Here is a 25,183-nt window from a genome sequence, read left to right on the forward strand (position 1 = left end):
TTTGAAATGCAGGCTCAGGGCGATGCTTTGGGTATTTTAGCCAAACAAAACATTCAGATTGTTTCTACAGAAGACCGTATTGAAATAACCAGTCCGAAAGAGATTGTGATTACCGCAGGTGGTTCGCAACTTAAAATTGATGGTTCGGGTATTTTTCCAACCACCAGTGGCAAGTTTGAAGTGAAGGCGGGGCAGCATGTGTTTACATCAGGGACGAATGCCGATAGCAATACACCACAGTTGCCACAACCGAAATCGCTTAAAGGTACATTAGAGTTATTGAGAAGTTATGGTGGTGATAACTTCTTTAAACAGAATAGCTATAAGGTCATTGATTCACTAGGTAAGCAGCTTACAGGTAAGCTGGATGCAAATGGTTTTGCCCAAGTGACAGGCATTGCCCCAGGTGCAGCTAAAGTTATTTTTGAGAAAGATGAGACCAGTGCATGGGCACTAAGTAGTGACTTTAAACGTGATTATATGTGGGCTGAGCCTGTAGAAAAAGTTGCAGCGTCATTAAGTAGTGCATTAGGACAGAACATGAAACAACAACTGACCAGCAGTTTATTTTCGATGGATAAAAATAATCTTAAAAACATAGGGAAAAATACCTTAAATGATCTAGCTGAGCAGACAGTTGGGCAAATTAAAGATCAAGTCAGTACTACCGCTTTAAGTGCTGTTTCAAAGCAGCTGAACCTTAATATTTCTCCAGATCAAATGAAAAGCTTGGCACAACTCGCCATGAATCCGAGCCAGTCGGTTGACATGATCAAAGCACAAGGTGTGGGTTTTGTAAAAGATCAGGCGGCTACAAAATTGGCGGAGGCCACCCAAATGGATTCGATTCTTCAACAAGGTATCGTTGATCGTTTTCATAGTCAGAACAATGGTTAGAACAGATTTTAATTCACGCGCAGCAATTTAAAAAATAGATGTATTGAAATAAATTAAGGGTTTGAGATTGATGGCTACGGAAAAAACACAACAAGCAACAGATCAAAAAGCGTCAAAGGTTGAACTTGCTGTTTTTAATTTAGATAGCGTAAACACGGTGACTGACCTGCAAGTGATTGCCAAGCAAATCCAGCTTTATTTACAGGTATGTGGGAATACCAGTTTAGAACAATTACAAGGTAGTGCGAATACTGCAACGGTAGCCAATATTTTTGCTTTAACAGGCAGTGTGCTGGATTTAATTTTATACGCGACCGACAGCAAGACAGAGGATGCTGCGGTACAACAGGGTGCATTGCTCGCTGCAAATTTAATAGGTCTATTTGCAGAGCCAAGCAATGAAGCACATGCGCGGATGGCATTACGTCCGATGTTTGGTCTAATGTCGCAATGTTTATATCCTGAAAACGGAAAAATTAAAGACGCTGATATTAAACGTTTGGGGCTGCATCTGAATGCGATGGTCGCAGGTGATTTAGAGAAATTCTTGCAAGAAACACAAGCCAAATTAACGGCTTTATTATCGCAAGCAACAGTTCTAGGAAGTAGCATACTTAAAAGCTTGTCAGTACCTGCTACACCAATAAGCACAAGTATGACTGCAATATCAGCAGGTGCGACAGCAGAGAAAAGAGATCCGACACTAAAATTTAGTAATTGGGCTGCACCACTTATTGATTTAATTGCTCAGCCGAGTCAGGCGGACTTAACATCTAAGCTTCAGCCAAATATTCAAACACGATTACAGCAAAAAGCAACCCAAGCAATTGCCACATTAAGCCAGACTTTACAGCAGCAAGCCAATGCAGGGCAAAAATACAGCTTGGCCTGGTTATTACAACAAACTTTAACTGCGATTCAGGCCAGCGAAAATAAAGGCAATGCTAGCGTGCCCATCAATCAGACTGGAGAATATGAGCGCCATACCAAAGGGGATACCTTAGAGTTTGTGAGCTTACAGGCGGATGCGTTGAATGCACCACCTTGTGAAGGTAGAGGTTCAGAGACGGGTCAGAGTATCAGTTATTCAATTGGTGCAGAGCGGGTTCAGCATGCTGATTTCTATTTACCGAAAATTGGTTTTGTATTTAGTCGTCAATATAACTCACAAATGGGTGAGTTTGATCGAGGCATGATTGGTGCTCGTTGGATGATGCCATTTTCCAATGTAATTCTACCAAAGCAACAAGGTTATATCTTTATTGATGCGAAAGGGCGTAAACATACATTACCGCCTACGATTTTGCAGCAGACATATACTGTTCCTTATGAAGGAATAACGGTTCATCCAATTGAAAATGGTGATTTGCTATTAAATTTTGGTGGTGACTGGAGTTTCCATTTTCATCAATTTAGTCTTGGTCAGCCCTATCATTTAATTCAACAATTCAACAAAAACACCAATGAAAAAATTAGCCTAAGTTACCTTTTGGCAGATGGTGTTGCTTATCTTCAAGCCATTGATTTCCAGTTTGAACAGGTTCAGCATCAACTAAAATTTGCCTTTAATGAGCAAGTTAAGATTATTGCTGTATTTGTGGATGATCAAGTTGAGCCTTGGGCACGTTATCAATATGATGCACAAGGCAACCTGATCACAGCTTTCGATCAAAATGGACATGCACGTCAATACGAATATAATCAGGCGCACCAGTTAACACGCTATACCGATCGTACAGGACGCGGGCAAAACATTCGCTATGAATCAATATTGCCAAATGCCAAAGCCATTGAAGAGTGGGCAGATGACCGCAGTTTCCATACCAAACTGAAGTGGCATCCACGTTTACGCCAAGTTGCGGTTTACGATGCTTATGATGTACCAACCTATTATTATTTCGATCTGGATGGTTTTACCTATCGGACTCGTTTAGCCGATGGCCGAGAGTCTTGGTATTCTCGTGATGGTGAAAAACGCATTACCCGACAAATTGATTTTGAAGGTCGAGAAACTCAACAAGAATATAATGATCAGGGCCAACTGGCGAAAATTGTACAGCCGAATGGTGGGGTGATTCGTTTTGCTTATGATGAACAAGGCAATTTAACCGAGACTAAAGATCCAGAAGGCAATATCTGGAAACGTGAATATGATGCACAAGGCAACGTCAGTAAAGAGATTAATCCTTTAGGTCATGTTACCCAATATAAATACAATAACAATAATCAAGTTGTGGAAGTGATTGATGCCAAAGGAGGTATCAAGAAAATCCAGTATAATGATCAAGGACAAATGCTGTCTTATACCGATTGTTCGGGCAAAAGCAGTATATGGGAATATGATGAAGAAGGTGACTTAAGTGCCCAGCAAGCGGCAAATGAGCAGAAAGTTCAATATCTGTATAGTATGCAAGGCAAAGATAAAGGTCAGCTTCAAGCGATTATTTATCCAGATGGATTAAAAGAGCTATTTGAGCATGATCAAGAAGGACGTTTGCTTAAACACACGGACACCAACGGCTTAACCACTCAATATCAATACAATACTGTCGGCTTACTAGAACAGCGCATTGATGCCAATCAGCACCGTGTGAGCTATCAATGGGATAAACAAGGACGTCTTCAAAAGCTTATGAACCAGAATCAGGCTGAATACTTGTTTGGCTATAACAAGTTGGGTCAGTTAGTTCGTGAACAAGCATTTGATGGTGAAGAAAAGCACTATAGTTATAGTGAAAATGGTCTATTGTTCCAGATTCGCCAACCCAATATTTTGACTGAATTTAGCTATTATGATGATGGGCTGATTGCATCTAAAAAGTATACTAACCTGCATACTCATCAAAGTCAGACAGAGCAATTTGAATATAATTTAAATCAACAACTCAGCTCAGCCAGTAATGCAGAAAGTCAGGTTCAATTATATCGTAATCAGCTTGGGCAATTGGTGCGTGAACACCAGCATTATAAAATGTTGAATCTAACGGCTGTACTACGTTATGAATATGATGAACTGGGTAATCTGGTTAAAACCATTCGCCCAGATGGGCAGCAACAGACGAATCTGAGCTATGGTTCAGGACATATCTACGGAATTGCGTTTAACCAGCAGGATGTTGTTTCTTTCCAACGTGATGATTTGCATCGTGAAACGGTACGCTTCTTGGCAAATGGTTTGGTACAAACTAAGCATTATAATGATGTCGGGTTACTGATTTCTCAACAGATTGGACCTGAGCAAGAAACCTCAGATCGGCTCCGGTATCAAGCGCATAGACATTATCAATATGATAAAAACTATTTGCTCACCCAAGTTGAAGACAGTCGTTTAGGACAGGTTAATTATCAATATGATCCGATTGGACGTTTGATTTCAACGCAGAGTCAGCATAAAAACGAAAGTTTTAAGTTTGATCCAGCGGGGAATCTGGTTGATCCAATGAATCAGACAACACATGCCAAAAATAATTTAATCAAACAGTATCAAGGCAAGCATTATCAATATGATGTACAAGGCAATGTGATTGAAACCACGCAAAATGGTAAAACTTTAAAACTGACGTGGGACAATCATAACCGTTTGATCCAAAGTAACTTGAATGGGCAAGTGACTCAGTATGGTTATGATGTCTTTGGACGTCGTTTATATAAGAAATCATCAAGCCAAGACTTCACCTTATTTGGTTGGGATGGTGATTTGATGATTTGGGAATCAAGTCAAAATACGGACAATCCCCAAAAGAGCTATACCAAACATTATGTCTATGAGCCTGATAGCTTTGTGCCGTTAATGCAGGCAGGTTATCAAGGTTTTATTGAACTAATTGAAACACCTGATTATAGCGAATACCTCAACAAGCCTTATTCTATTTATAAAGATCCAGTCTGGAACACAGATACACGTAAAAACCGCGTGGCTTTAGAGCAAACTGTTTTTTATCATTGTGATCAGGTGGGAACACCGCAAACACTGAGTAATGCTACAGGTGAATGTGTCTGGGAAATCACGCAAGATACATGGGGGACTGCACTCGAGATTCAAGTGGTAAATAAGGACAATCCATTTGAACAGAGCAATCTGAGATTCCAAGGTCAGTATTACGATAATGAAACAGGGTTGCATTATAACCGTTATCGTTATTATGAACCGTATAGTGCAAGGTATGTAAGTAAGGATCCGATAGGACTGGAAGGTGGAATTAATATTTTTGCATATGTTATGAATCCTTTGAAAAATATAGATGTTTTTGGGTTGAGTGAAAAAGAAAATTATAAGAGTAATGAATGGATTACAAAAAGTGAAAGAGAGCTATTAAATAAACCATTTGATTTGGCAGTGAAAAATATGACTTCAGCTGCTAGTGGTGCTGTATTAATAGGGGGGAAAATCAAGAAAACGAGTGATGAAATTTTAAATGGTGCTCAGATAGTGGGTACTAATATAAAAACAGGAGCTAAATATTTATACCCTTATGTAAAAGGTGGAGCTGAAATTCTATATGATGATGCAATATCAATAGGGAAAAGTGCATATAAAAGAGCTAGTTCCACTATATCTTTTACAGTACTATTATGTCAAACAGCGGGAGCCTGCAGAAGGCCTGATTACTTAGTTTGTTCTGGATCTGCTACAACTTTAACGGGCGCAGTTACGATAAACTTATATAATGGTCAGTCATATATAGGAAAAGGGTTGGATTCAGCGCCTTTTGTAGAGAATAAAAAATATACAGGTGTAAATAATAATTCAGTAAGTATAAAAAAACTATCAGACTCACTAGGTGGGAATTGTAGCTTAGGTTATATTTTTAATAAAACTAAAGGTTTATCTGTGGCAGATGCTACAGATTCATTCTTAGATGGTTTGGCTGGTGGAGCAGGTGTGACTCTTCGAAATGTAAGGGTTGGAGTATCTAATCCGGTAAATGAAGATTGGTTTGATATTACGACACCAAAGGCAATTGAAATTGGATTAAATTCACAAACTGTTGGTTGGGATGGTGGTATTTCTATAAACCAGAAATCAGTTAATATTAATAAAGAATATGATAAGGCAAAAGAAAGGTTGGGTAATTAATATGAATATTAAGAATGTTATTATATTATTTGTTTGTTTTTTTTCATTTGCATGTACGCATGTGAATGAAACTGAACAAAAAAGTGAAATGATTAATTTTGAAGATATCATATCTAAGTATTTTGAATCTTATGATCCTATTTTTGAGTCATCTATTAGACGCCCTGGAAATTATGCTGGAACAATTTTAATTGATAAGAAAAAATTATCAAATAAAGGAATGGATGAGATAAAAAATAAAATAAAATCAGATGGGTGGGTTGAAATGGAAAATTCGGAAAACTATACCTTGTATTGTCTTGGTAATTATCAGCTTATTGGGATTTTGTATCCTAATGATTTGATTGAGAGAAACAAGAAAGGTGAGGAAATTACTTATGAGGATATAAACTCTTGGAATATAGGGTTGTACTATAACAAAAATGGTGTGAATAGTTGTGAGAGATAATTTTGCTAGTTTATTTTGCCACCCCAAGAAAACCAGATGATATGAGTGTAGTAAAATAAATTTTTTATTAAATTGGGAGTTGAACTTTTATATCGTATGTAATTTTATTTTTTAATTGGATGTGGTGTTATTTCTTTAAAGGAAGTTTGTGAAGTGTTTATGTGTTTTGTAGGAGGTACAACTCTTTGCTATACGTTTATTAAATTAATTAATACTGGGTAAAAAATAATGAATGGATATGTTAATGAAAGACTAAGAGGTGTAGCCAAAAAAGTTGTTCGTACCAGTTTTTTTCTATAATAATACTTGCATTTTTTACTGTGATTGGTAGTGAGTTTGATCTCAATGTTTTAGTGTTCCTAGGTTTTTTTATTGTGGCTATATATAGTATGTATATATTAAAAATATTAATTTTTGATGAAAATATTTGCCCAAATTGTAATAAAAGTTTTTTTAAAAAAGAAGGTGGTTTATCTAATCTTGGGTTTAGTATTTATACTAAAAATTGTACGAATTGTGGGTGTAAGCTTAAAAAATAATTTTAGCTTATTTTTTAAATTTTACTCAGAGAAAATCGTATTTTGCATTCTTTTTAACTATTTTTTTGTAAATATTCAGGTAGACAGGAGAGTAATACTGTATGAAAAAAATTGTTATAATCCTCTCGTTTTTATTAATCGGATGTGATAGGGAAGTAGAACGAAAACCCTATATAGATAAAGTAAATCAGGACTTTGTAAATGAGGCTAGTGTCCTTTTTGATGGTAAAGCTGGCGATCTAAAAGGTTACTCATCTTATAGCTCGAATACGGTTTCGTATAAAATTAAAGCAGATGAATTTCATATCAATAATTTCTTAAACAAGAAAGATAAACAATTAAAAGAAATGGGGTGGGAATATTATCAAAAATATAATGAAAGTTATATATTTTGTAGGAATAAGAGTCAACTTGAAATTATTGCACCGCGAGTTGTTGTGGGTAATAAAGAATTGGCCGAAGGTTCTGTTGCAATGCAATTAAATGATGATTGGCATGTAATATTTTATAAAGCTAATAATACAACCTCATATATATGTCATAATTATAAATAGAGATGGGTATGTTGACTCTTTTGTTTTTAGGTTATTTAGTAAATGAAAAAAGTATTGAATAAAGCTAGTTTTTTATTTTTTATACTATATCTTTGTTCTTGCACTAGCGTTGAAGAAACTTAACAAGGTAAGTATTTTACACATGTCATTAATCAATACTTTGGGAAATATCAACCAAATGAGAAAATTTGGGTTGATAAGCCAGAAAGTAAATATTCAATTACTAAAATAAAAAAATCAAATCTTTCTTTAAATGATTTTTCTAATATTCGTAAGAAGTTGGAAGTTGGAAGTTTATGGTTGGAAACTTATTTCTGATCAAGATAGTTACTATGAGTATTGTTTGGGTAAGAAAATACATATAGGTATACTTTATCCAATACGACCGCATCATTACAACTCTGAAGGGCGTGAAGTTAAATATACAGATATTAATGACTGGTTAGTAGGGTTGTCTTATGGAGAAAGTGGAGTGAATCAATGTAGAAAAGATGAAATATCCGTAATAAAGTTGGATTAATTTAAAAAGATAATTTGAATAAGTTCTGAGGTGCTGTTTTAGGCGTGTTTTTAGTATTTTCTTGGAGATAATATCAGTATCTATAATACTATAGAAATAAATTTTGGCTGAGATATAGATACTGGTGCTTCGATTAGTATTTCACTTCTACAAGCGCCGATTAAATATTAAGAGAAAGTTTGTGAAATTTATTTTAATGTTATTTTTAACAGTTTGGTTGATGGCTTGTTCACGTGCTGATAAAAAACAGAAAGATCAATATTTTAATGTGGTAATTTATAATTACTTTGGAGAGTACAGCCCAAAAGAGAAAGTTTGGATTGATAAACCTTTTAATAAGTATGCAACAGCAGAGGTAAAAAATCAAAAATGTCATTTGGTGATTTTGAAAGTATACAAAAAAAATTCAAGATGATGTTTGGGTGCTAATATTAAGTCATGATAGTTTTCTTGAATATTGTTGGGATAAAAAATATATATGGGAGTGTTGTATCCAATAAATCTAAAACACTATGGTTATGATGGTGATGAAATAAAATATGAAAACATAAATGAATGGTCAATTGGATTGTCATATAGCGAAGCAGGGGTTAAGCATTGTATTAAAGACGAAATTCCAGTAATTAATTTGGATTAAATGTTTTTAGTATTTTAAAAATATATTTTACTTATTTTCTATATGATGATTGCTTGGATGAGAGAATTTTTTGAAATAAATCTTTTTTTTGGTTTTTGTTTTGTCTATTTTATCTTGTGCAAGCGAACGCGAGAAATTTGAAATGATGAGTTTTGAAGATATCATATCTAAATATTTTGAATATTATGATCCTGCTTTTGAATCATCTATTAGGCACCCTGGAAATAATGCTGGAATAATTTTAATTGATAAGAAAAAACTATCAAAGATAGAAATGAGTAAGATAGAAAATAAGTTAAAATCAGATGGGTGGGTTGAGATGGAGAGTTTTGAAAACTATTCCTTATTATGAGAATGAAACAGGACTGCATTATAACCGTTATCGTTATTATGAGCCGTATAGTGCAAGGTATGTAAGTAAAGATCCTATCGGGTTGTTCGGAGGGATTAATACTAGTAAATATGTTAATAATCCTAACCAGTGGATTGATGCAAAAGGGCTTCAAGTTGGGGCTGGATTTAACACAAAGTCGGGGAATATTGTCTTCACTGATATTGATTCAAAGGAGAAAATAGTCGTTAAAGGTTTTACTGGAGGGCATATTGATTCTAGTTCTGGCGCTATTATTCCTTATGGTAATAACTCAGAAAAACCTATTCCACCTGGTAAATATTATATAACAGAGCACCCAAACCCTAAACCAGGACAAGGTTGGTATGGGTTATTAGCAATTGATGATAAAATTGATGACTCTCATACTGATCAATATGGAAAAGTACGATCTGGCTTTCGCTTACATCCAGGTTCAGTAAGTTGGGGATGTGTAACAATAAATAGTACTACAGAACAAGGTGAAGCTGATTGGAATAAAGTAGATAATATTCTTAGAAAAACAAAATTAGGAACAGTTGAATATGTGGATAAATGGTATTATCGAAATAAAAAAATGAAGTTATATGGCATATTAGAGGTGAGATGATTAATTTTTATTTTTTTATTTTTTTATTTTTTTATTTTCTTATTTTTGATTGTTTGGGTGGTGGTTTATGGTTAAGTCTTTGAATATATTTTTTTTGGTTGCAATAGTTGTGTTATTTATTTATTTAAAAAAAGTAGCTTGGAACGGGTGGTGAGTGATGAGGAATATCATTACATTAATGAGCCTGAATCTATAGAAAGTAGAAGAAAATATCAAGAAAATTTAAATAATATTATAATTAATAAAGAACGTTATATGGATTTTAACTATCAAGTTAAAGATTTGGATAGTTTCGAAAAACTAAATGATTATTTGGAGAAGCTAAAAAATGAGGAGTCAAAAATAAACTTAAATAATATTAGTGATGTGGCAGATCATAGCCTTAAATATAAGATTCTTTTGGAAGTAAGTAAAGAAAAGTATGGTTCAATGGAAATAGATAATCCATATAGATATTGTACTATGATGGTTTCTCTCGCTAGTGAGCTTTGGGCGTTGGAGTATACAAAAAGAATAGTTTCAGAAAATTATTATAATTATTCTAAAAAATATTTTTTAAATTCCTATTTTGAGGCTAAAAAAAATGTGTTAATGCGATTGTTGAAAATAAGTAGTTTTTTGAAGTTGTTTTTAAATAGAGTTAAATGGCAGGTCATATTATAAATGACAATACAGCTAGACCATTAGCTTAACAAATAGACGATTTCTTAGTGGGGCTGGCTGTAAGTGGATCAACTTGTAAAATAATTAAAGCTGGAATTACAATTCCATCAAATGAAGCAACTTTAACCTCAAGTGGTACTTTTGCTATTGAAGGATGTGTTGGGGCAGGTTCTAATGGAATTGATTTCTCCTATGGTGAAAAGTCTGATAATTTCAGTCTGTTTGATTTTTTTAATCAAACTCGGAAATGATTTTGTTTAATGGAGGAATATTATGAATAAGGTAATTATCTTATTAACTATTATTTTTATGCAAGCTTGCGCAGGAATAAATAAAGATAAAGATGGTAGTAATGAAGTTGATGTAAAAAAGGAAGTTGAACGAATTTTTAAAAACTATAATTACAATTTAAAGGAAGGGATGAAAAGAGACTTTGTTAGTTATTATAATGTTTTTGTTTCAAAGCAAGATTTATCGTTAGGTGAATTTGAGAAAGTTAAGGGGGAAATAGAGAAGAAATGGAAGTTGGTTTATACATCAGAAGATCAATATGTATTTTGTTATGATAAATATAATCAAATGACTATTCTATATCCAAGAAAATTATATTATTACGATAAGTTTGGGCAAAAGCTTTATATTAAATCAAGTAGTCTTGATAAGTGGGGGGTAAGTTTGAAATATATTAAAGAAGGTACTGCATATTGTAAAAATGAAAAATTCAATTAATTTATAGATTTTAGTTGTTTATGTATCTATTTTTAGTTTATTTTTGTGATTAAAAAAAATGGTGAGTTTGTTAAAAATAAATTATTTTTTAATTTTTACTATGTGTCTTTATTCTTGTACGAGTATTTATCTCAAATATAATCTCAGAAGTTTTATTGAAGCAATTCTCTATAGAATTAGAACTGGCTGTCCTTGGAGAGATTTACCTGAATCCTTTGGTAAATCCAATACGATCTTTAAGCGGTTCGCCCGATGGTCTAAAGATAATAAGCTATTAAAAATATTTAAGTTATTGTCAAAACATGCTGATCTAGAGTGGGTATTTATTGATGCTAGCCATATCAGAGCACATCAACATGCTACAGGACTCAAGGATCAAGCTATTTCAAGAAGCATCGGTGGAAACAGTACTAAAATCCATTTAGCCGTAGATTCAAATGGGAACCCAATTCAATTTCTTATTCATGATGGCACAACTCATGATGTGAAAGTTGCTCCTGCATTGGTTGATAAAATAGACTTAACAGATACCGATATTCTTAGCGCTGATAAGGGATATGACTCGAAAGCTTTGAGAGAGCAGATAGAAAGAACATCCACAAAAGCAAATATTCCAAATAAATCCAACACACTTTCGAACAATCATTATATGGATTGGCACTTATATAAAATCAGGCACTTAGTTGAGAATACATTTGCAAGAATCAAGCAATTTAGAGGAATTGCAACACGCTATGACAAGCTAAAGCAGAACTACGAAAATTCAGTTGCTTTAGCTTGTATATTTATTTGGTTACCATTATGAAATGTCAACAGACCCTAGTGATGTGGAATTCGTACTGTTAAAGCGGTCCACAAAGCCCCGATCAACTGCAATGCTCCGATAACCAAAAAGCCAATACCGAAGCTCCCTGTTAACGCACTAAACTTACCAATCAAAACTGGGGCAAAAAAGCCGCCTAGATTGCCTACCGATGCAATGACTCCAATGCCTACCGCTGCCGCTACTGGGGTGAGCATTCGAGTAGGGATGGTCCAGCTTAATGGTGCTCCAGCTAAGATCCCGATGTGGGCAATACTAAAGCCAATCAGTAAGCCAACTACGCTATGTAACTGACTCACAATGACTAGATACCCAATAGCAATTAATGTAAAGCAAGCTGTTAAATGCCAGCGACGCTCTTGCGTTTTATCCGAATGACGGCAGATCAAGAGCATGGCAATCACACCAAGTAAATTGGGTACAGCGACCAATAAGCCAATTTTGGCATTTGACTCTATTCCTGCTTGACTGAATAGGGTTGGCATCCAAAACGATATACCATAGCCACCACAGACAATTAAGAAATAGATCCAAGCACTGCTCCACGTCCAGAAGTTTAACAAGGCGGCTTTGATTGAGGCTTTAGGCCGATCTTGATGACCTAAACTGTCTGTAAGAACCTGTTTCTCTCGTGGACTCAGCCAATTCGCCTGTTCAGGTCTATCGGTCAGTAAAAAATAAATGCCCGCTGCAATGATAAAACAGGGTAATCCTGTGGTAATCATTAACCATTGCCAACCCGCTAGACCTGCATAACCATCCAGATATTCAATGATGGCTCCACAAACAGGACCTCCAATCACCCCAGAAACAGCCAGTCCAGCCATAAATAGCGCCATAATTCGCCCACGATGAGAGGCGGGGAACCAGTAAGTCATAAAGAGTACGACGCCTGGAAAAAAGCCAGCTTCAGCAAAGCCAATAAAAAATCGAATTATGTAAAATTCGATTGGCGTGGTGACCAAGGCTAAACTTAATGTTGCACCGCCCCAAGCAACCATGATCATGGGAACCCAACGCCGTGCGCCAATGCGTTCAAGAATCATGTTACTTGGAACTTCAAAGAAGAAGTAACCAATGAAAAACATGCCAGCACCAATGCCATATGCAACATCATTTAGCCCAAGCGCTTGGCTCATCTGTAGCTTGGCAAAAGAAATATTGACGCGATCGATGAAGTTAATCAAATACGCTAAAAATAGAATAGGGATCAGTCGCCATGCAACTTTACGTACAATTTGATCAATCTCTGCGGATAATATTTCAGAGGTTGGTGATTCATCGATAGACTTCGTGGTAACGATTTCATTCATTTTATAATTCTCTTGAGTATTACTGATAGGAGTTCAATATTCCTAACGCAGTAACTCTTTCCATGTAGATAGACATAGCTTGATGTTTCTCAACTTCAAGCTATGTCAGACACTTACTCTGGTGTCATCATTTGAAATCAGGTTTTATAACTTGGATCTAAGCGATCTAGTTTACGCAGCAATGCTGGCCAAGCTATGTCAGAACCCATACCGCTAGTCGCAGCTTTAAAGACTTGCTCAAGCCCTTGGCGTATTGTTGAGCCAACCTCAATCAATTCACCCCCAGCCTGAGCATCAATCTGAATGCGACAGGTATTTTCGAAGGTATACATTTTTAAAAAAGCATCAGCCACACTACGCCCGACGACAAGTAGACCATGATTACGCAGCATCAGATAATCTGCATTGCCTAAGTTGGCTTGTAAGCGTTGCTTTTCATCTTCACGAATCGCAACTCCCTCATAATCGTGGTAAGCCAATGAATCAAGAACAAAAATGGACTGCTGGCTAATGGGTAGAACGCCGCATTTTTGCGCGCTAACGCCCACACCACTACGGGTATGCGTATGCAAGATACAATGGGCATCTTCGCGGACGGCATGAATCGCACTATGAATTGTGAAACCCGCTGGTGTGACTGGGAAAGGTGAGTCACTTAATTTGTTGCATTCAGCATCGACTCTAACCAAACTGGAAGCGGTAATTTCTTCAAATAACATGCCATAGGGATTCAGTAAGAACTGCTCTGGTTCTCCCAATGCGGTAGGTAAACGCACACTGATATGGGTAAAGACCAAGTCCGTCCAGCCATATAAAGCAGCGAGTCGATAGATTGCAGCGAGCTCTACCCGTAGGTTCCACTCGACTTCACTCACTTTACCTTTCAAAGATTCAATTTGCATGTCTTTCTCCAACCCGTACTTACTCTGTAGACTGCGCTGCCATATGCTCTAACGCAGCTTTATATAAAGAGTTCTTAGGCTTAGAAAAAACGTTGCGCAGCATTGGCTCGAAAAACTCAAGTGGAAGGATTTCACCCTTAGGGTCAAACGCTGGATTATCGTATAAATCTACAAATTCACGCGTACGCTCATAGTGCTCATGCTCTGCGAACATATCGCGCATATTTCGATCCATACCGATAAAATGGAAAAAGTTATTGCCCTGAAAAACGCCATGATTTTGAATCATCCAATGATTCGCTTCACTGACAAAAGGCTTCAGAATTGCAGCAGCGACTTCAGGATGGTTGAAAGAACCCAAAGTATCCCCAATGTCATGCAGTAACGCGCACACCACATATTCTTCATCACGACCATCGCGATAAGCTAAAGTTGCGGTTTGTAAGCAATGGCTGAGTCGATCAATCGGGAAGCCTGCATAATCACCATCTAATAGTCGGAGATGCGCCATAATGCGGTCAGGCAGCTCTTTGCTGAAAGGACGGAATTCGGCACCAATAATATCCCAATCTTCTTGGACACTTTGATCCATACGAGTAAAGCTAGCGTGTTTGTTCATGATTAGTTTCCTTACTAAGTCGTTTTGTTTTTAAACTTGCAGTGCGATAAGAACATATCTCTGTAATAGCCTTATCAGTTCAGCCTGTTGACAACACGCTATCAGGCTCATAAATTCATGTCTAATGCATTATTTACAGGAAACTTATGCATTGAAAGCATCAATCAACTTAAAACAATTGCGCCATTTAGAGTTACTTGCAGAGGAACTGAACTTTTCAAGGGCTGCCGAACGCGCAAATCTGTCGCAAACTGCATTTAGTCGAAGTATCCAAGCACTTGAAACTGAATTTGGTATACGAATATTTGATCGGGATACTCGCTCTGTACGCCCAACGCCAGCGGGTCGATATTTAATTGCCAGAGCCCTTACTTTGCTGGGGCGAGCGCGAGATTTAGCCGATGATATCTATTACTTATCCAATGCTGAACGTGGTGAGTTAAACTTTGGTGTCAGCTTACTTGCGACGGATGGACCACTGCGCCAAGCGTTGATAGAACTAAAACAACAGTGTCCGCAGTTAAAATTACATATCGAAGCGAGTCAAACCCCAAACTTGCAATCCCACCTAGAGCAGGAAAGAATTGAGTTCTTTGTTGCCTTTCCGGGTGATTTGCAAGAGGATGAACGCTTTGAAATTACTTGGCTCCCATCTGAACCTGTTTCGATGTACTGTAGAGCTGACCATCCGTTATTACTGCAAAATACGCCACCGTCACCCACACAAATTCCAGCTTATCCTTGGTCTGCTGTCGCGTTAGATAAATCGCTCTCGCCACGTCTACGTTCAATCTTAGGCATGAAGCCGAATCAGGCGCTGCCGATTGCATTGACGTGCGATAATTTACAATTACTCCATGACCTGACGTTGCATAGTGACAACATCCTTTTGACTTGGAAATCATGGGTAGATAGTAAGAATGAGTTGGTGAATCTTATGCCGCTTCTACAACCTCAGATACCTGAGACAGCAATGAATATTGAGTGTGGAATTGTTCAGCTGGCTGATCGTTCACTGTCGCCACCCGCCCAGCGCTTAGTTGATTTGATTTTGTTGCACGCTGATTCACAGTGAGGTTGATTAGGTGTGTCAGTGATCTACTTTTAGAGAGTTGATTTTGCCGACTTAATTTAAATCTATTTTGAAAACCACATTATGATTGCGAGAGGGGATGAATCAACCAATCGACACTAGGAGATAAAAGTAAACAGCTTTGGAGTTGCTGGAATACGGCTATGCTTTGTTTGAGCTTGGTTGATTTTTGCAGTGTGTTGCACACAAGTTCTGCGTAAGAATCTCAAGCTTAATTTTATGTAGAAGTTAAGTGTTAAATATGTAGTAGAGTGCGTGGGTTGCGAGTAGGGATGGCGGATTAGAATGAAAGATAACTTTTTATAAAGATAACGATAATTATTTAATTAAAACAATGAGTTTAACTTGTAAATAATTGATATTATTATATTTTTTAATGGCTTTCATTCTTCATACATGTTCAAGAAAAAGATATCACTCGTAATTTTCTGGTTGAATTTTAACTGGTCAAAGAAATACTTTACTTGTATATTGATGATATTGATGATATTGAAATTTTAGTTTGATCATTAAACTAAAACATATAAAAGAACATAGATTTGAATTGCTTAACTAGAAAAACCGTTAAAACTGGAGAGGAAAATATGCAGAAGAATATCATCTCACGTTCACTGGCATTAATGGGGGGAGCATTATTAACCGCTGCGGCTTTTGCTAAACCACCCAATATTTTAATTATTTTTCCAGATGATGTCGGCTGGTCAAATGTCAGTGCATATGGTCAAGGTGTCATGGGTTATACCACACCTAATATTGACCGTATTGCAAATGAAGGCATTAAGTTTACTGAACACTATGCTCAACCCAGCTCAACAGCAGGACGTGCAGCACTAATTACAGGTCAGTATCCTATTCGTTCAGGTATGACCACAGTAGGGCGTCCTGGTTCTCCATTAGGTCTTAAAGCGGCATCACCAACATTGGCTGAAGTTTTAAAACCTTTAGGTTATATGAACGGTCAATTTGGTAAAAACCATTTGGGTGACCGTAATGAGAACCTACCAACCGTACATGGTTTTGATGAGTTCTTTGGTAACCTCTACCACCTCAATACAGAAGAAGAGCCTGAACAATACGATTATCCAAAAGATCCAGAATTTAAGAAAAAATTTGGTACTCGTGGTGTCCTGCATTGTTATGCATCTAGCAAATCAGACAGTACAGATGATCCACGTTTTGGGAAAATGGGCAAACAAACCTGTACTGATACTGGGGCTTTAACAACTAAGCGAATGGAAACAGTGGATGATGAATTCATTGCAGCCAGCTTAGATTTTATGAAAAAAAGCAAGGATGCAGACAAGCCATTCTTTGTTTGGTTAAACCCAAGTCGTATGCATATGTATACCCATTTACGTGATGCACATCGTTATCTTGCGGCAGATAAAACCACTGGTGCAGACATGTACGGTAGTGGTGTTCTTGAACACGATATGCAAATTGGTAAATTACTCGATGACATGAAAGCGATGGGTGTACTTGATGACACGATCGTGATTTATTCAACCGATAATGGACCTGAGCATAGTGCGCGTTTACATGGGGGGACTACACCTTTCCGTGGCGAAAAAATGACGACATATGAAGGTGGTGTTCGTGTGCCGATGATGGTTCGTTGGCCTGGACACATTCCTGCTGGACAGACCAGATCAGGCATTCAAGCACATATGGATATCTTCACGACCTTGGCAGCTGCGGCAGGTAATCCAAATGTTGTAGAGGAAATGAAAACCAAGCGTAAACAGTATATTGATGGGGTCAATAACTTAGATTACTGGACTGGAAAATCACCAGAAAGTAAGCGTAATAACTTTTTGTATTACCATGAGTCAACTTTACGTGCGATTCGCCTCAATCAGTGGAAGCTGCATTTTGAAACCAGCGAAAACTATTACGACCAGTATCAGAAACAAAAGTTCCCAGTTTTTTACAATATTCATTTAGATCCGTATGAGTCATTCGACAATAAGACAGATCGTTCTGACATTATTCAAAGTAAACAGTGGCTGAATGAGCCTGTTCAGGAAATCTTGAATGAGCATATTCAGTCCCTACAGAAGTATCCTCCTGTACAAAAAGCTGCGACGCTTGACTTCAGTGAAGTGATTAAGCAAATGCAGAATGGCAATGAATAATTTGTAGTTATTCACTGACAAAAAGGCACTTTAGAGTGCCTTTTTTATTGGTTAATAAGCGTAAACCCTATCTTTAGGCACATTTACTGCGGATTTAATAAAATAAACATAATTGATTGAAGTTTGATCTGGAATTTAAACTTACTTGGGAGTATTTTATATTCAGAACTTAACCTATTTATGGTCTTACTGGTTCTTAAAAGTAAAGATAAGAAAGATTAAAAATTAGGAAAATTGATTATGAAAAAGTTGAATATCTCCATTTTACGTTACTCTATTTTGGGCGTGATTTCAGCCTCGTCTATTTCAGCACTTATATTTACCAATGTCTTTGCTGTTACCACCTCCACAGGATCGCCTCAAGTAGAGTCAAAAACCAGTCAAAACCAAAAAGCAGAAGCTCAAGTCAAACAAAATCCGTATAAAGACGCTTATTTTGGTGAAACCCATGTACATACTGGGGTATCCATGGATGCCTTCATTGGTGGAAACCGATTAACCCCTGAAGATGCGTACCGATTTGCTCGGGGTGAGGCCGTAAATATGAATGGGCAAATGCATAAAATTAAGCGCCCACTGGATTTCTGTGCAGTGACAGATCATTCCGAATTTATGGGCGAAGCCTATAGCCTCATGAATCCAGGTGCGCCAGGATATAATGACCCAATAGCAAAAGCGTTCCGTGAAACCACAGATTTAAATGAGGCATTAGGTTTATATAAAAAATACGTACTTGATCCTTTAAGTGGCGGTGGTAGTCCGCATCCTTCTTTTTTCCAAGGTCCTGAATCCATAAAATCGACCTGGAAAAAGAATTTTGAAGCCACTGAAAAATATTACCAACCAGGTAAATTTACCACTATTCATGGTTATGAATGGACTTCGGCACCTGATGGCGGAAATTTACACCGCAATCTTTTATTCCGAGATACCAATCTTCCAGATATGCCATTCTCATCGAATGAAAGCCCAGATCCAGAAAAATTATGGCAATGGATGGGAACTCAGCGTGCCAAAGGTATGAAAGTCTTTGCAATGCCACATAACTCAAATGAAAGTAAGGGCATGCTATTTACCGAGTCGACTTTAGAAGGTAAACCAATTACCAAAGAATATGTACAAACTCGTGCCAGTATGGAACCTTTAATTGAGATGATGCAAATTAAAGGAAATTCGGAAGTTGTTCCACAGTTCTGGCCAAATGATGAATTTGCTGATTTTGAAAATGCTGCAACACTACAAAAATATAATGGTCGCGTATTCAAGAAAGAGAACTTCGTTCGTTATGGGCTCACCCGTGGACTCAAATATAAACAAGACTTAGGTACTAACCCATTTAAGTATGGATTCGTGGGCGGAACAGATAGTCACAATGGTACGCCGAGTAATGTGGAAGAAGACAATTATGCCTTAGGTAGTCATGGATTAACTGACCGTAAACCAGAAGCACGCGCTAATAATATCTTGGAAGGAGAAATGCGTATTGCTGATATGAGCCCTGGTGCATTAACAGGCGTTTGGGCAACCTCCAATACGCGTGGTGCAATTTGGGATGCGATGTTAGCCAAAGAAACCTTCGCAACCAGTGGTCCACGTATGAAAGTACGTGCATTTGCAGGTCAAGGTTTTGCTAAATCGTATACTTCTTATAACGCTTTAGTTCAAGATGGTTATAAAAAAGGTGTCCCAATGGGAGGGGACTATAAAGGAAAAACTGCCCCTCAAATTTTAGTCTGGGCGGTGAAAGACCCGATTGGACCAAATTTGGACCGGATTCAAATTGTGAAAGGTTGGGTCGAAAATGGTCAGATGAAAGACAAAATATATAACGTTGTCGCATCAGGCAATCGTTTACGTAAAGATGGTTCGGTTGAGCCAATTAATGCGCCAATTAATTTAAAAACAGGACAATTTAACACCCAAAAAGGTAGTGCAGAGTTAATGGGGGTTTGGACTGACCCTGATTTTGATGCAAAACAACAAGCTTACTACTATGTACGTGTATTACAACTACCAACTGCACGCTGGAATTTATATGACGAGTTACGTGCAAATGTAAAATATCCTGACGATGTGAAAAAACAAATTGTAGAACGCGCTTGGGGTTCACCTATTTGGCATGAAGTAAATTAAGAATATATGATTAAACGACTAGTAAAAGAACCATTCATACACTTTTTGATATTGGGCTTTCTGATTTTTGCGGTTTATTTCTGGGTAAACCGCAATCAGATAGAGAATAATCACATCGTGATTGATCAATCTGAATTTGAGCATTTAAAGAACTTATGGTCGATTCAATGGAAAAAAGAGCCAGAGAAAACGGATATTCAGGCATTGCTTGATCGTTATATTCGTCAAGAAGTGTTTTATCGTGAGGCTTTGGCACTGAACTTAGATCACAACGATGAGATTATTAAGAAGCGCTTGTCGCAAAAAATGGAAGCGGTTGCTACTGATTTAAACACTTTGACTCAGCCTCCTACAGATGAACAGTTAAAGAAATATTTGAGTCAACATGCAGCATTATTTATGCAACCTTCGTCTTATGCCTTTAAACAGATTGTATTTCCTGCTGGTGAAGCTGATTCAACACAAAAATTGAATACGTTGTTGGCGCAATTAAAGCAAGGTGGCAGTATTCCTGAAAATGACTTGAATCGTTTAGGAATTCCTTCTGAGTGGTCATTAACTCCAGTGACAGATTTGGATAATGCATTTGGAGGAGGCTTTGCACAGGCTTTAGACAAGTTGCCGTTACATCAATGGGTAGGACCTGTTTCTTCTGGGTTTGGCGAACATCTAGTTTTTATTGAAACTAAAGAAAAGACACAATTGCCTGAATTTGCAGAGATAAAGGATGAGGTAGAAAGAGAATATAAATATCAAACTGAGCTTGAGACTCAAGACCGTGTATATAAAGAGTTATTGGCAAAATATAACGTGAGTATTACTGCCAAGGACATTCCCTCGGATATTTCATTGTTATATACAAAAAAATGATCAAAAATTTTATACGCGTTTTTATTTTAGTTTGGACGGCCTGTTTAACTCAGGTTTGGGCACATGAAATTCGACCTGCTTATTTACAAATTAATCAGTCTGATCCTGAGCATTATCAAGTGCTTTGGAAAGTCCCAAGTCGCGGTGAAACGGTAAGTAATATTCAGCCTGAATTTGATCCAGCTTTCAAATTAGAGCAGAGTAGTCCTGAAACTGTTTTAGAAGGCTTTGTAATTTTTCACTATCAGTTAACTGGTAGTCACCCACTACAAGGCACAGCACTCAAAATTAATAATCTACCGCTCACAACGATTGATGTATTGGTGAATCTTCATTTGCAAGATGGACAAAAATATAGTTTTTTAATTCAACCTAGTACCAATGAAATTCTCATTCCGCAAACTCCGACCAAATGGAATGTAGTTAAAACCTATACCATACTGGGCATTGAGCATATTCTGTTAGGCTTTGATCACTTACTTTTTGTATTGGCACTGATTATTTTGACCAAAGGCGCAATGCGAATTGTAAAAACCATTACAGCATTTACGCTTGCACATAGTATTACTTTAGGCATGGCATCATTGGGCTATGTACATGTACCTGGACCACCTGTTGAAGCTGTGATTGCCTTAAGTATTATGTTTTTGGCATTGGAAATTCTAAGAGGATTGAATGGGCAAGTGACCTTAACCGGTAGTAAACCGTGGTTAGTTGCTTTTACCTTTGGCTTATTACATGGCTTTGGGTTTGCTGGTGCTTTGACAGAAATTGGTTTGCCACAAACAGAGATTCCATTAGCTTTGGCTTTTTTCAATATTGGTGTGGAACTTGGTCAATTGGCTTTTGTCGGGGTAATGTTGTTGCTCATTTATCTCTTAAATTTGAAGAAAGACTGGCCGCTGTGGCTACAGAAAGTTCCACCTTATGCCATTGGGACAATCAGTGCATTTTGGGTGATTGAACGGGTTTCGGGGTTTATGGTTTAAATCATTGCCTCTAAAGCATAAAGATTTATAAATGAAATACAAAAAAACCACAGAAGCAACTTATGTCGCTTCTGTGGTTTTTTAAAGACAGATTAAACAGAACAGCTTTCTTTAGTGCTGATCTGAGTAAAAGTCGGCAAATTTAAATCGTTACGATTGAGGGCAGCTAGGTATTCCTCTTTCAGGTTATCCACAAACTCTGCAACAGTTGGAATTTCATGAATAGTACCAATACCTTGACCGCAGCCCCAAATATCACGCCATGCTTTATTTGTCTTAATACCACCAGAGCCGAAATTCATGGCATCTGCATGAGATTGTTCTAAGCCTTCTGGGTCTAGGCCAGCAGCAGTAATTGAACCACGTAGATAATTACCATGTACGCCAGTGAATAGGTTGGAATAAACAATATCGTCTGCAGTGCTATTTACGATCATCTGTTTATAGTCATCAACAGCACCACATTCTTGAGTCGCAATAAAACCGGAACCGATATAGCCAAAATCAGCCCCTAAAGCTCTAGCAGCTAATAAGGCTTGACCTGTCGTGATGGATCCTGACAATGCCAATGGGCCTTTAAACCATTCACGCGTTTCTTGAATTAAGGCAAATGGAGATTGAGTTCCTGCATGTCCGCCTGCACCAGCAGCAACGGCAATTAGACCATCCGCACCTTTTTCAATGGCTTTACGCGCAAATTTCTGATTGATAATGTCGTGAAAAACCACACCACCATAACTATGAATGGCATCATTCACTTCTGTTTTGGCACCTAAAGACGTAATAATGATCGGCACTTTATATTTCACACATAGTGCGAGGTCATGTTCCAGACGATCATTTGATTTATGCACAATCAGATTTACTGCAAAAGGCGCAGCGGGGTGCTCAGGGTGTTCAATATCCCACTGTGTTAAAGCTTCCGTAATTTCTTTAAGCCAGTCTTCTAATAAGCTCGCAGGTCGAGCATTTAAAGATGGGAAAGAACCAACAACGCCAGCTTGGCATTGAGCAATTACCGATTTGGGGTTTGAGATAATGAATAAAGGTGCCGCAATGACTGGAATAGTTAATTGATTTTTTAATCTTTGCATAAGGCGGCTGACGTTTGGATTCATCATTTAAATTGTCCCTTTTAAAAATTATGCAGTGAGTGAGATCGTGCTGGCTGAGGTATCTAAAGATAAAATATTGATACGGCTAGCTACAGTAAAGCGTCCTAATACCTCATTCACGAGATGAACTTTGGATGAATTGGAAAGCTGTACTTCTATAATTAAGCCTTTTGTACCTTCATCAACAGAAGTTAACTGTATCAGACTAGATCCAGCAGCTTCTTGAATCAGCGGTGTAAGTACATAGAGTGCGGCATTGGCGCGTAACGCTGGTTTATAAATTTTACCAACGCCCGTGAGTGGTAACTCTTCAATAATATGGATCATGCTAGGCCAAGCGGGGCGTTCTGAAATCCCTTGTTGAGCAAAGCTTAAAAGTTCATCTGCATTGATCTGTTGATTTGCTTTCAGCGTGACATAACACACAGGGCGTTCGCCTGCATAAGCATCGGGTTGACCCACAGCTGCCGCAGCAGCAACAGCGGGATGTGAAGCAAGTACATCTTCAATCATGACAGGGTCAATATTATGACCACCACGAATAATTAGATCTTTAGAGCGCCCAGAGAGGTGGAGTCGACCTTCAGCATCGAGTCGACCTAAATCCCCACTATTTAATTGACCTTGATGGAATGTATCTGCACCTTGCGCCGTATTGAGATAACCTGAGCTCACAGTTGGACCTGAAACCACTAAAATTCCAGTTTCATTCACCGAGCACTCACCTCCAATTTTACCACCCTCTAAACGCTTATGAATGGAGAGTCGCGTATATGGCAAACGCAATCCAACACAGTTCATGGTCGCTTCTACACCTGCAGGGTCAATTGCAGTAGCACCACCAGATTCGGTCATGCCTAAGATTTCATGAACTGATAGTCCTGTTTTCGTTTTAAATTGTTCAGCGACAGCTTTTGGAGTGGCAGCTGAACCAGTAATCGCTAAACGCACAGTTGACAAATCAGCATTAACAGGTTGAGTGAGGATTGCAGCGAGTGCTGTCGGTACGGCACCTAATACAGTGACTTTATAGTGCTTAACAATACACCAAAACTGTTGAACCATTTGTGGGTTTCTAAATCCACTTGGCGACAAAATTAAAACTTCAGCACCTGATAAAAAGAAGGCTAGGCTACTGACAATGGCGCCGCCAACGTGAAACATGGGCATGCCATTGGTTAAAATATCGGTTGTGCGAATATCTAATAAAGCTGCTGTACCCAGTGCTGCTGCAAGTTGATTGGTGTGCGTATGTGAAACCAGTTTGGGTGCAGAAGTTGTACCGCCTGTATGGAAGTAGGCAACGACACGCTCTGAATCTTCTTGCTGTTCGAAGCTAAGGCTGTGTTGAGGTTGAATTGCAGTGGCTTGATGAAAATCAATGGCATCCGAATTCGGAGGTGCCACAATCGCAACAATTTTTAAGTGTGGACAACGCACTCGAATGGCCTCTACTTTTTCCCATATTTGAGGTGCGATGGCTGGACCAGGAACAACCAGTAGTTTTGCTTTGGAGTTTTCGATCAAATCTGCGAGATGTTCAGCATTTAATAGTGGATTTAAAGGAACTGCATAACCAGATGTTTCAGCCGCCCAAAGCGTAATTTGTGTTTCGAGCAAGGAGGGTAAAATATAAGCAACACCAGCACCTTGACCTACAATATCCACAAATAAATTTGCGGTTTGATTAATTTTATTCAGTAATTCTATATAGGTTAATTGAGCAGGTTGTTCATGTTCGTCGCCTGTCATAATCATCGTCAATGCAACTTTGTTGTCATATTTTGCTGCAGCTTCGACAAACAGTTGATAGACAGTTTTAGGGATACGCTCCTGAAGGGGCTTTTCACTTTCGAAGTGTTCGATTGCAGCTAAAGATGTTAAGCCACCATGCCAATCATGTTGAATATGTTCCATATATTTTCCATTGAATGCAGTTATTGTTTTTTCAACCAAGGTTTACTGTAGAGCACTTCAATATAAAAAACTTGTACTGAACAGCTACCTTTTTTTGATGAATATTTTATGAAATGCGACTACGTATTAATACTCGAGTTGATGTTCTAGGATTTAAAACCACCATCAGTAATTTTTAGAAGAACTCTAAAGATATATCTCTGAGAATAAAGCAAATATCTCATTGATTC

Annotated in this window: 18 protein-coding genes and 3 pseudogenes; 16 read left to right on the plus strand and 5 right to left on the minus strand. The window is 37.7% G+C overall.

The features are described 5' to 3' along the window. From MKI85_RS13855 to MKI85_RS13905, 11 genes and pseudogenes are all read left to right on the plus strand, one after another. On the plus strand, positions 1–897 hold an 897-nt coding region (locus tag MKI85_RS13855), incomplete at its 5' end, for a DUF2345 domain-containing protein (protein WP_241628443.1). 70 nt (positions 898–967) lie between these two features. Next, a complete protein-coding gene (locus tag MKI85_RS13860) occupies positions 968–5,974 on the plus strand; it encodes an RHS repeat-associated core domain-containing protein (protein WP_241628444.1) in 5,007 nt (1,668 codons plus the stop codon). A 1-nt stretch (position 5,975) separates the two neighbouring features. Then, the gene (locus MKI85_RS13865; protein WP_241628446.1) at positions 5,976–6,422 is read left to right on the plus strand and encodes a hypothetical protein; all 447 of its coding nucleotides are present in this window, start codon (positions 5,976–5,978) and stop codon (positions 6,420–6,422) included. A 640-nt stretch (positions 6,423–7,062) separates the two neighbouring features. Continuing rightward, on the plus strand, positions 7,063–7,515 hold the full coding sequence (locus MKI85_RS13870; RefSeq protein ID WP_241628448.1) for a hypothetical protein: 453 nt from the start codon (positions 7,063–7,065) through the stop codon (positions 7,513–7,515). Positions 7,516–8,216: 701 nt separating this feature from the next. Then, positions 8,217–8,672, plus strand: a pseudogene (locus MKI85_RS13880) (hypothetical protein). Positions 8,673–8,772: 100 nt separating this feature from the next. Further along, entirely contained in the window at positions 8,773–9,024 is a 252-nt protein-coding gene (locus MKI85_RS13885; protein ID WP_241628450.1) for a hypothetical protein, read from the plus strand. Beyond that, positions 9,017–9,175 (plus strand): annotated as a pseudogene (locus MKI85_RS16980) (RHS repeat-associated core domain-containing protein); the annotation flags it as partial. The gene MKI85_RS13885 and the pseudogene MKI85_RS16980, both read left to right, overlap by 8 nt. A gap of 51 nt (positions 9,176–9,226) precedes the next feature. After that, positions 9,227–9,652, plus strand: a complete 426-nt coding sequence (locus MKI85_RS13890; RefSeq protein ID WP_413351776.1) for a tlde1 domain-containing protein — start codon at positions 9,227–9,229, stop codon at positions 9,650–9,652. Between the two features lie 150 nt (positions 9,653–9,802). Then, positions 9,803–10,315: a hypothetical protein gene (locus MKI85_RS13895; RefSeq protein ID WP_241628453.1), complete on the plus strand. Its 513-nt coding sequence runs from the start codon at positions 9,803–9,805 to the stop codon at positions 10,313–10,315. 273 nt (positions 10,316–10,588) lie between these two features. Beyond that, entirely contained in the window at positions 10,589–11,044 is a 456-nt protein-coding gene (locus MKI85_RS13900; RefSeq protein WP_241628455.1) for a hypothetical protein, read from the plus strand. A 121-nt stretch (positions 11,045–11,165) separates the two neighbouring features. After that, positions 11,166–11,849 (plus strand): annotated as a pseudogene (locus MKI85_RS13905) (IS5 family transposase); the annotation flags it as partial. Between the two features lie 14 nt (positions 11,850–11,863). Here MKI85_RS13905 and MKI85_RS13910 read toward each other — a convergent pair. From MKI85_RS13910 to MKI85_RS13920, 3 genes are all read right to left on the minus strand, one after another. After that, on the minus strand, positions 11,864–13,180 hold the full coding sequence (locus tag MKI85_RS13910; RefSeq protein WP_241628457.1) for an MFS transporter: 1,317 nt from the start codon (positions 13,178–13,180) through the stop codon (positions 11,864–11,866). A gap of 137 nt (positions 13,181–13,317) precedes the next feature. Beyond that, positions 13,318–14,082, minus strand: coding sequence for a class II aldolase/adducin family protein (locus MKI85_RS13915; RefSeq protein WP_241628459.1), 765 nt, complete (start codon positions 14,080–14,082; stop codon positions 13,318–13,320). Between the two features lie 19 nt (positions 14,083–14,101). After that, the gene (locus MKI85_RS13920; protein ID WP_241628462.1) at positions 14,102–14,701 is read right to left on the minus strand and encodes an HD domain-containing protein; all 600 of its coding nucleotides are present in this window, start codon (positions 14,699–14,701) and stop codon (positions 14,102–14,104) included. A gap of 124 nt (positions 14,702–14,825) precedes the next feature. Between MKI85_RS13920 and MKI85_RS13925 the strand changes: the two genes are divergently transcribed. The 5 genes from MKI85_RS13925 to MKI85_RS13945 all read left to right on the plus strand — a co-directional run bounded on the left by MKI85_RS13925 (position 14,826) and on the right by MKI85_RS13945 (position 21,921). Continuing rightward, entirely contained in the window at positions 14,826–15,776 is a 951-nt protein-coding gene (locus MKI85_RS13925; protein WP_241628464.1) for a LysR family transcriptional regulator, read from the plus strand. Between the two features lie 602 nt (positions 15,777–16,378). Beyond that, a complete protein-coding gene (locus tag MKI85_RS13930; protein ID WP_241628466.1) occupies positions 16,379–17,929 on the plus strand; it encodes an arylsulfatase in 1,551 nt (516 codons plus the stop codon). A 240-nt stretch (positions 17,930–18,169) separates the two neighbouring features. Next, positions 18,170–20,062 (plus strand): DUF3604 domain-containing protein, encoded by a 1,893-nt coding sequence (locus MKI85_RS13935; protein WP_241628469.1) that lies wholly within the window; start codon positions 18,170–18,172, stop codon positions 20,060–20,062. A 117-nt stretch (positions 20,063–20,179) separates the two neighbouring features. Then, positions 20,180–20,932 (plus strand): peptidyl-prolyl cis-trans isomerase, encoded by a 753-nt coding sequence (locus tag MKI85_RS13940; protein WP_241628471.1) that lies wholly within the window; start codon positions 20,180–20,182, stop codon positions 20,930–20,932. Beyond that, the gene (locus MKI85_RS13945; protein WP_241628473.1) at positions 20,929–21,921 is read left to right on the plus strand and encodes a HupE/UreJ family protein; all 993 of its coding nucleotides are present in this window, start codon (positions 20,929–20,931) and stop codon (positions 21,919–21,921) included. The genes MKI85_RS13940 and MKI85_RS13945 overlap by 4 nt, the downstream gene beginning before the upstream one ends. Before the next feature lie 92 nt (positions 21,922–22,013). Here the strand turns inward: MKI85_RS13945 and MKI85_RS13950 are convergent, their stop codons facing one another. Both MKI85_RS13950 and MKI85_RS13955 read right to left on the minus strand, forming a co-directional pair. Further along, positions 22,014–23,042, minus strand: coding sequence for an NAD(P)H-dependent flavin oxidoreductase (locus MKI85_RS13950; RefSeq protein ID WP_241628475.1), 1,029 nt, complete (start codon positions 23,040–23,042; stop codon positions 22,014–22,016). Positions 23,043–23,063: 21 nt separating this feature from the next. Then, positions 23,064–24,953 (minus strand): AMP-binding protein, encoded by a 1,890-nt coding sequence (locus tag MKI85_RS13955; RefSeq protein WP_241628477.1) that lies wholly within the window; start codon positions 24,951–24,953, stop codon positions 23,064–23,066. Positions 24,954–25,183 lie beyond the last annotated feature (230 nt).

The sequence above is a fragment of the Acinetobacter zhairuonensis genome (assembly GCF_022601715.1).
Taxonomy (GTDB): Bacteria; Pseudomonadota; Gammaproteobacteria; order Pseudomonadales; family Moraxellaceae; genus Acinetobacter.

Excerpts from the sequence above, each read along its gene's own strand:
- MKI85_RS13925 (WP_241628464.1), top strand. The coding sequence starts at position 14,826 with ATGCATTATTTACAGGAAACTTATGCATTGAAAGCATCAATCAACTTA.
- MKI85_RS13935 (WP_241628469.1), top strand. The coding sequence starts at position 18,170 with ATGAAAAAGTTGAATATCTCCATTTTACGTTACTCTATTTTGGGCGTG.
- MKI85_RS13920 (WP_241628462.1), bottom strand. The coding sequence starts at position 14,701 with ATGAACAAACACGCTAGCTTTACTCGTATGGATCAAAGTGTCCAAGAA.
- MKI85_RS13915 (WP_241628459.1), bottom strand. The coding sequence starts at position 14,082 with ATGCAAATTGAATCTTTGAAAGGTAAAGTGAGTGAAGTCGAGTGGAAC.
- MKI85_RS13900 (WP_241628455.1), top strand. The coding sequence starts at position 10,589 with ATGAATAAGGTAATTATCTTATTAACTATTATTTTTATGCAAGCTTGC.
- MKI85_RS13945 (WP_241628473.1), top strand. The coding sequence starts at position 20,929 with ATGATCAAAAATTTTATACGCGTTTTTATTTTAGTTTGGACGGCCTGT.
- MKI85_RS13950 (WP_241628475.1), bottom strand. The coding sequence starts at position 23,042 with ATGATGAATCCAAACGTCAGCCGCCTTATGCAAAGATTAAAAAATCAA.
- MKI85_RS13930 (WP_241628466.1), top strand. The coding sequence starts at position 16,379 with ATGCAGAAGAATATCATCTCACGTTCACTGGCATTAATGGGGGGAGCA.
- MKI85_RS13865 (WP_241628446.1), top strand. The coding sequence starts at position 5,976 with ATGAATATTAAGAATGTTATTATATTATTTGTTTGTTTTTTTTCATTT.
- MKI85_RS13955 (WP_241628477.1), bottom strand. The coding sequence starts at position 24,953 with ATGGAACATATTCAACATGATTGGCATGGTGGCTTAACATCTTTAGCT.
- MKI85_RS13910 (WP_241628457.1), bottom strand. The coding sequence starts at position 13,180 with ATGAATGAAATCGTTACCACGAAGTCTATCGATGAATCACCAACCTCT.
- MKI85_RS13860 (WP_241628444.1), top strand. The coding sequence starts at position 968 with ATGGCTACGGAAAAAACACAACAAGCAACAGATCAAAAAGCGTCAAAG.
- MKI85_RS13870 (WP_241628448.1), top strand. The coding sequence starts at position 7,063 with ATGAAAAAAATTGTTATAATCCTCTCGTTTTTATTAATCGGATGTGAT.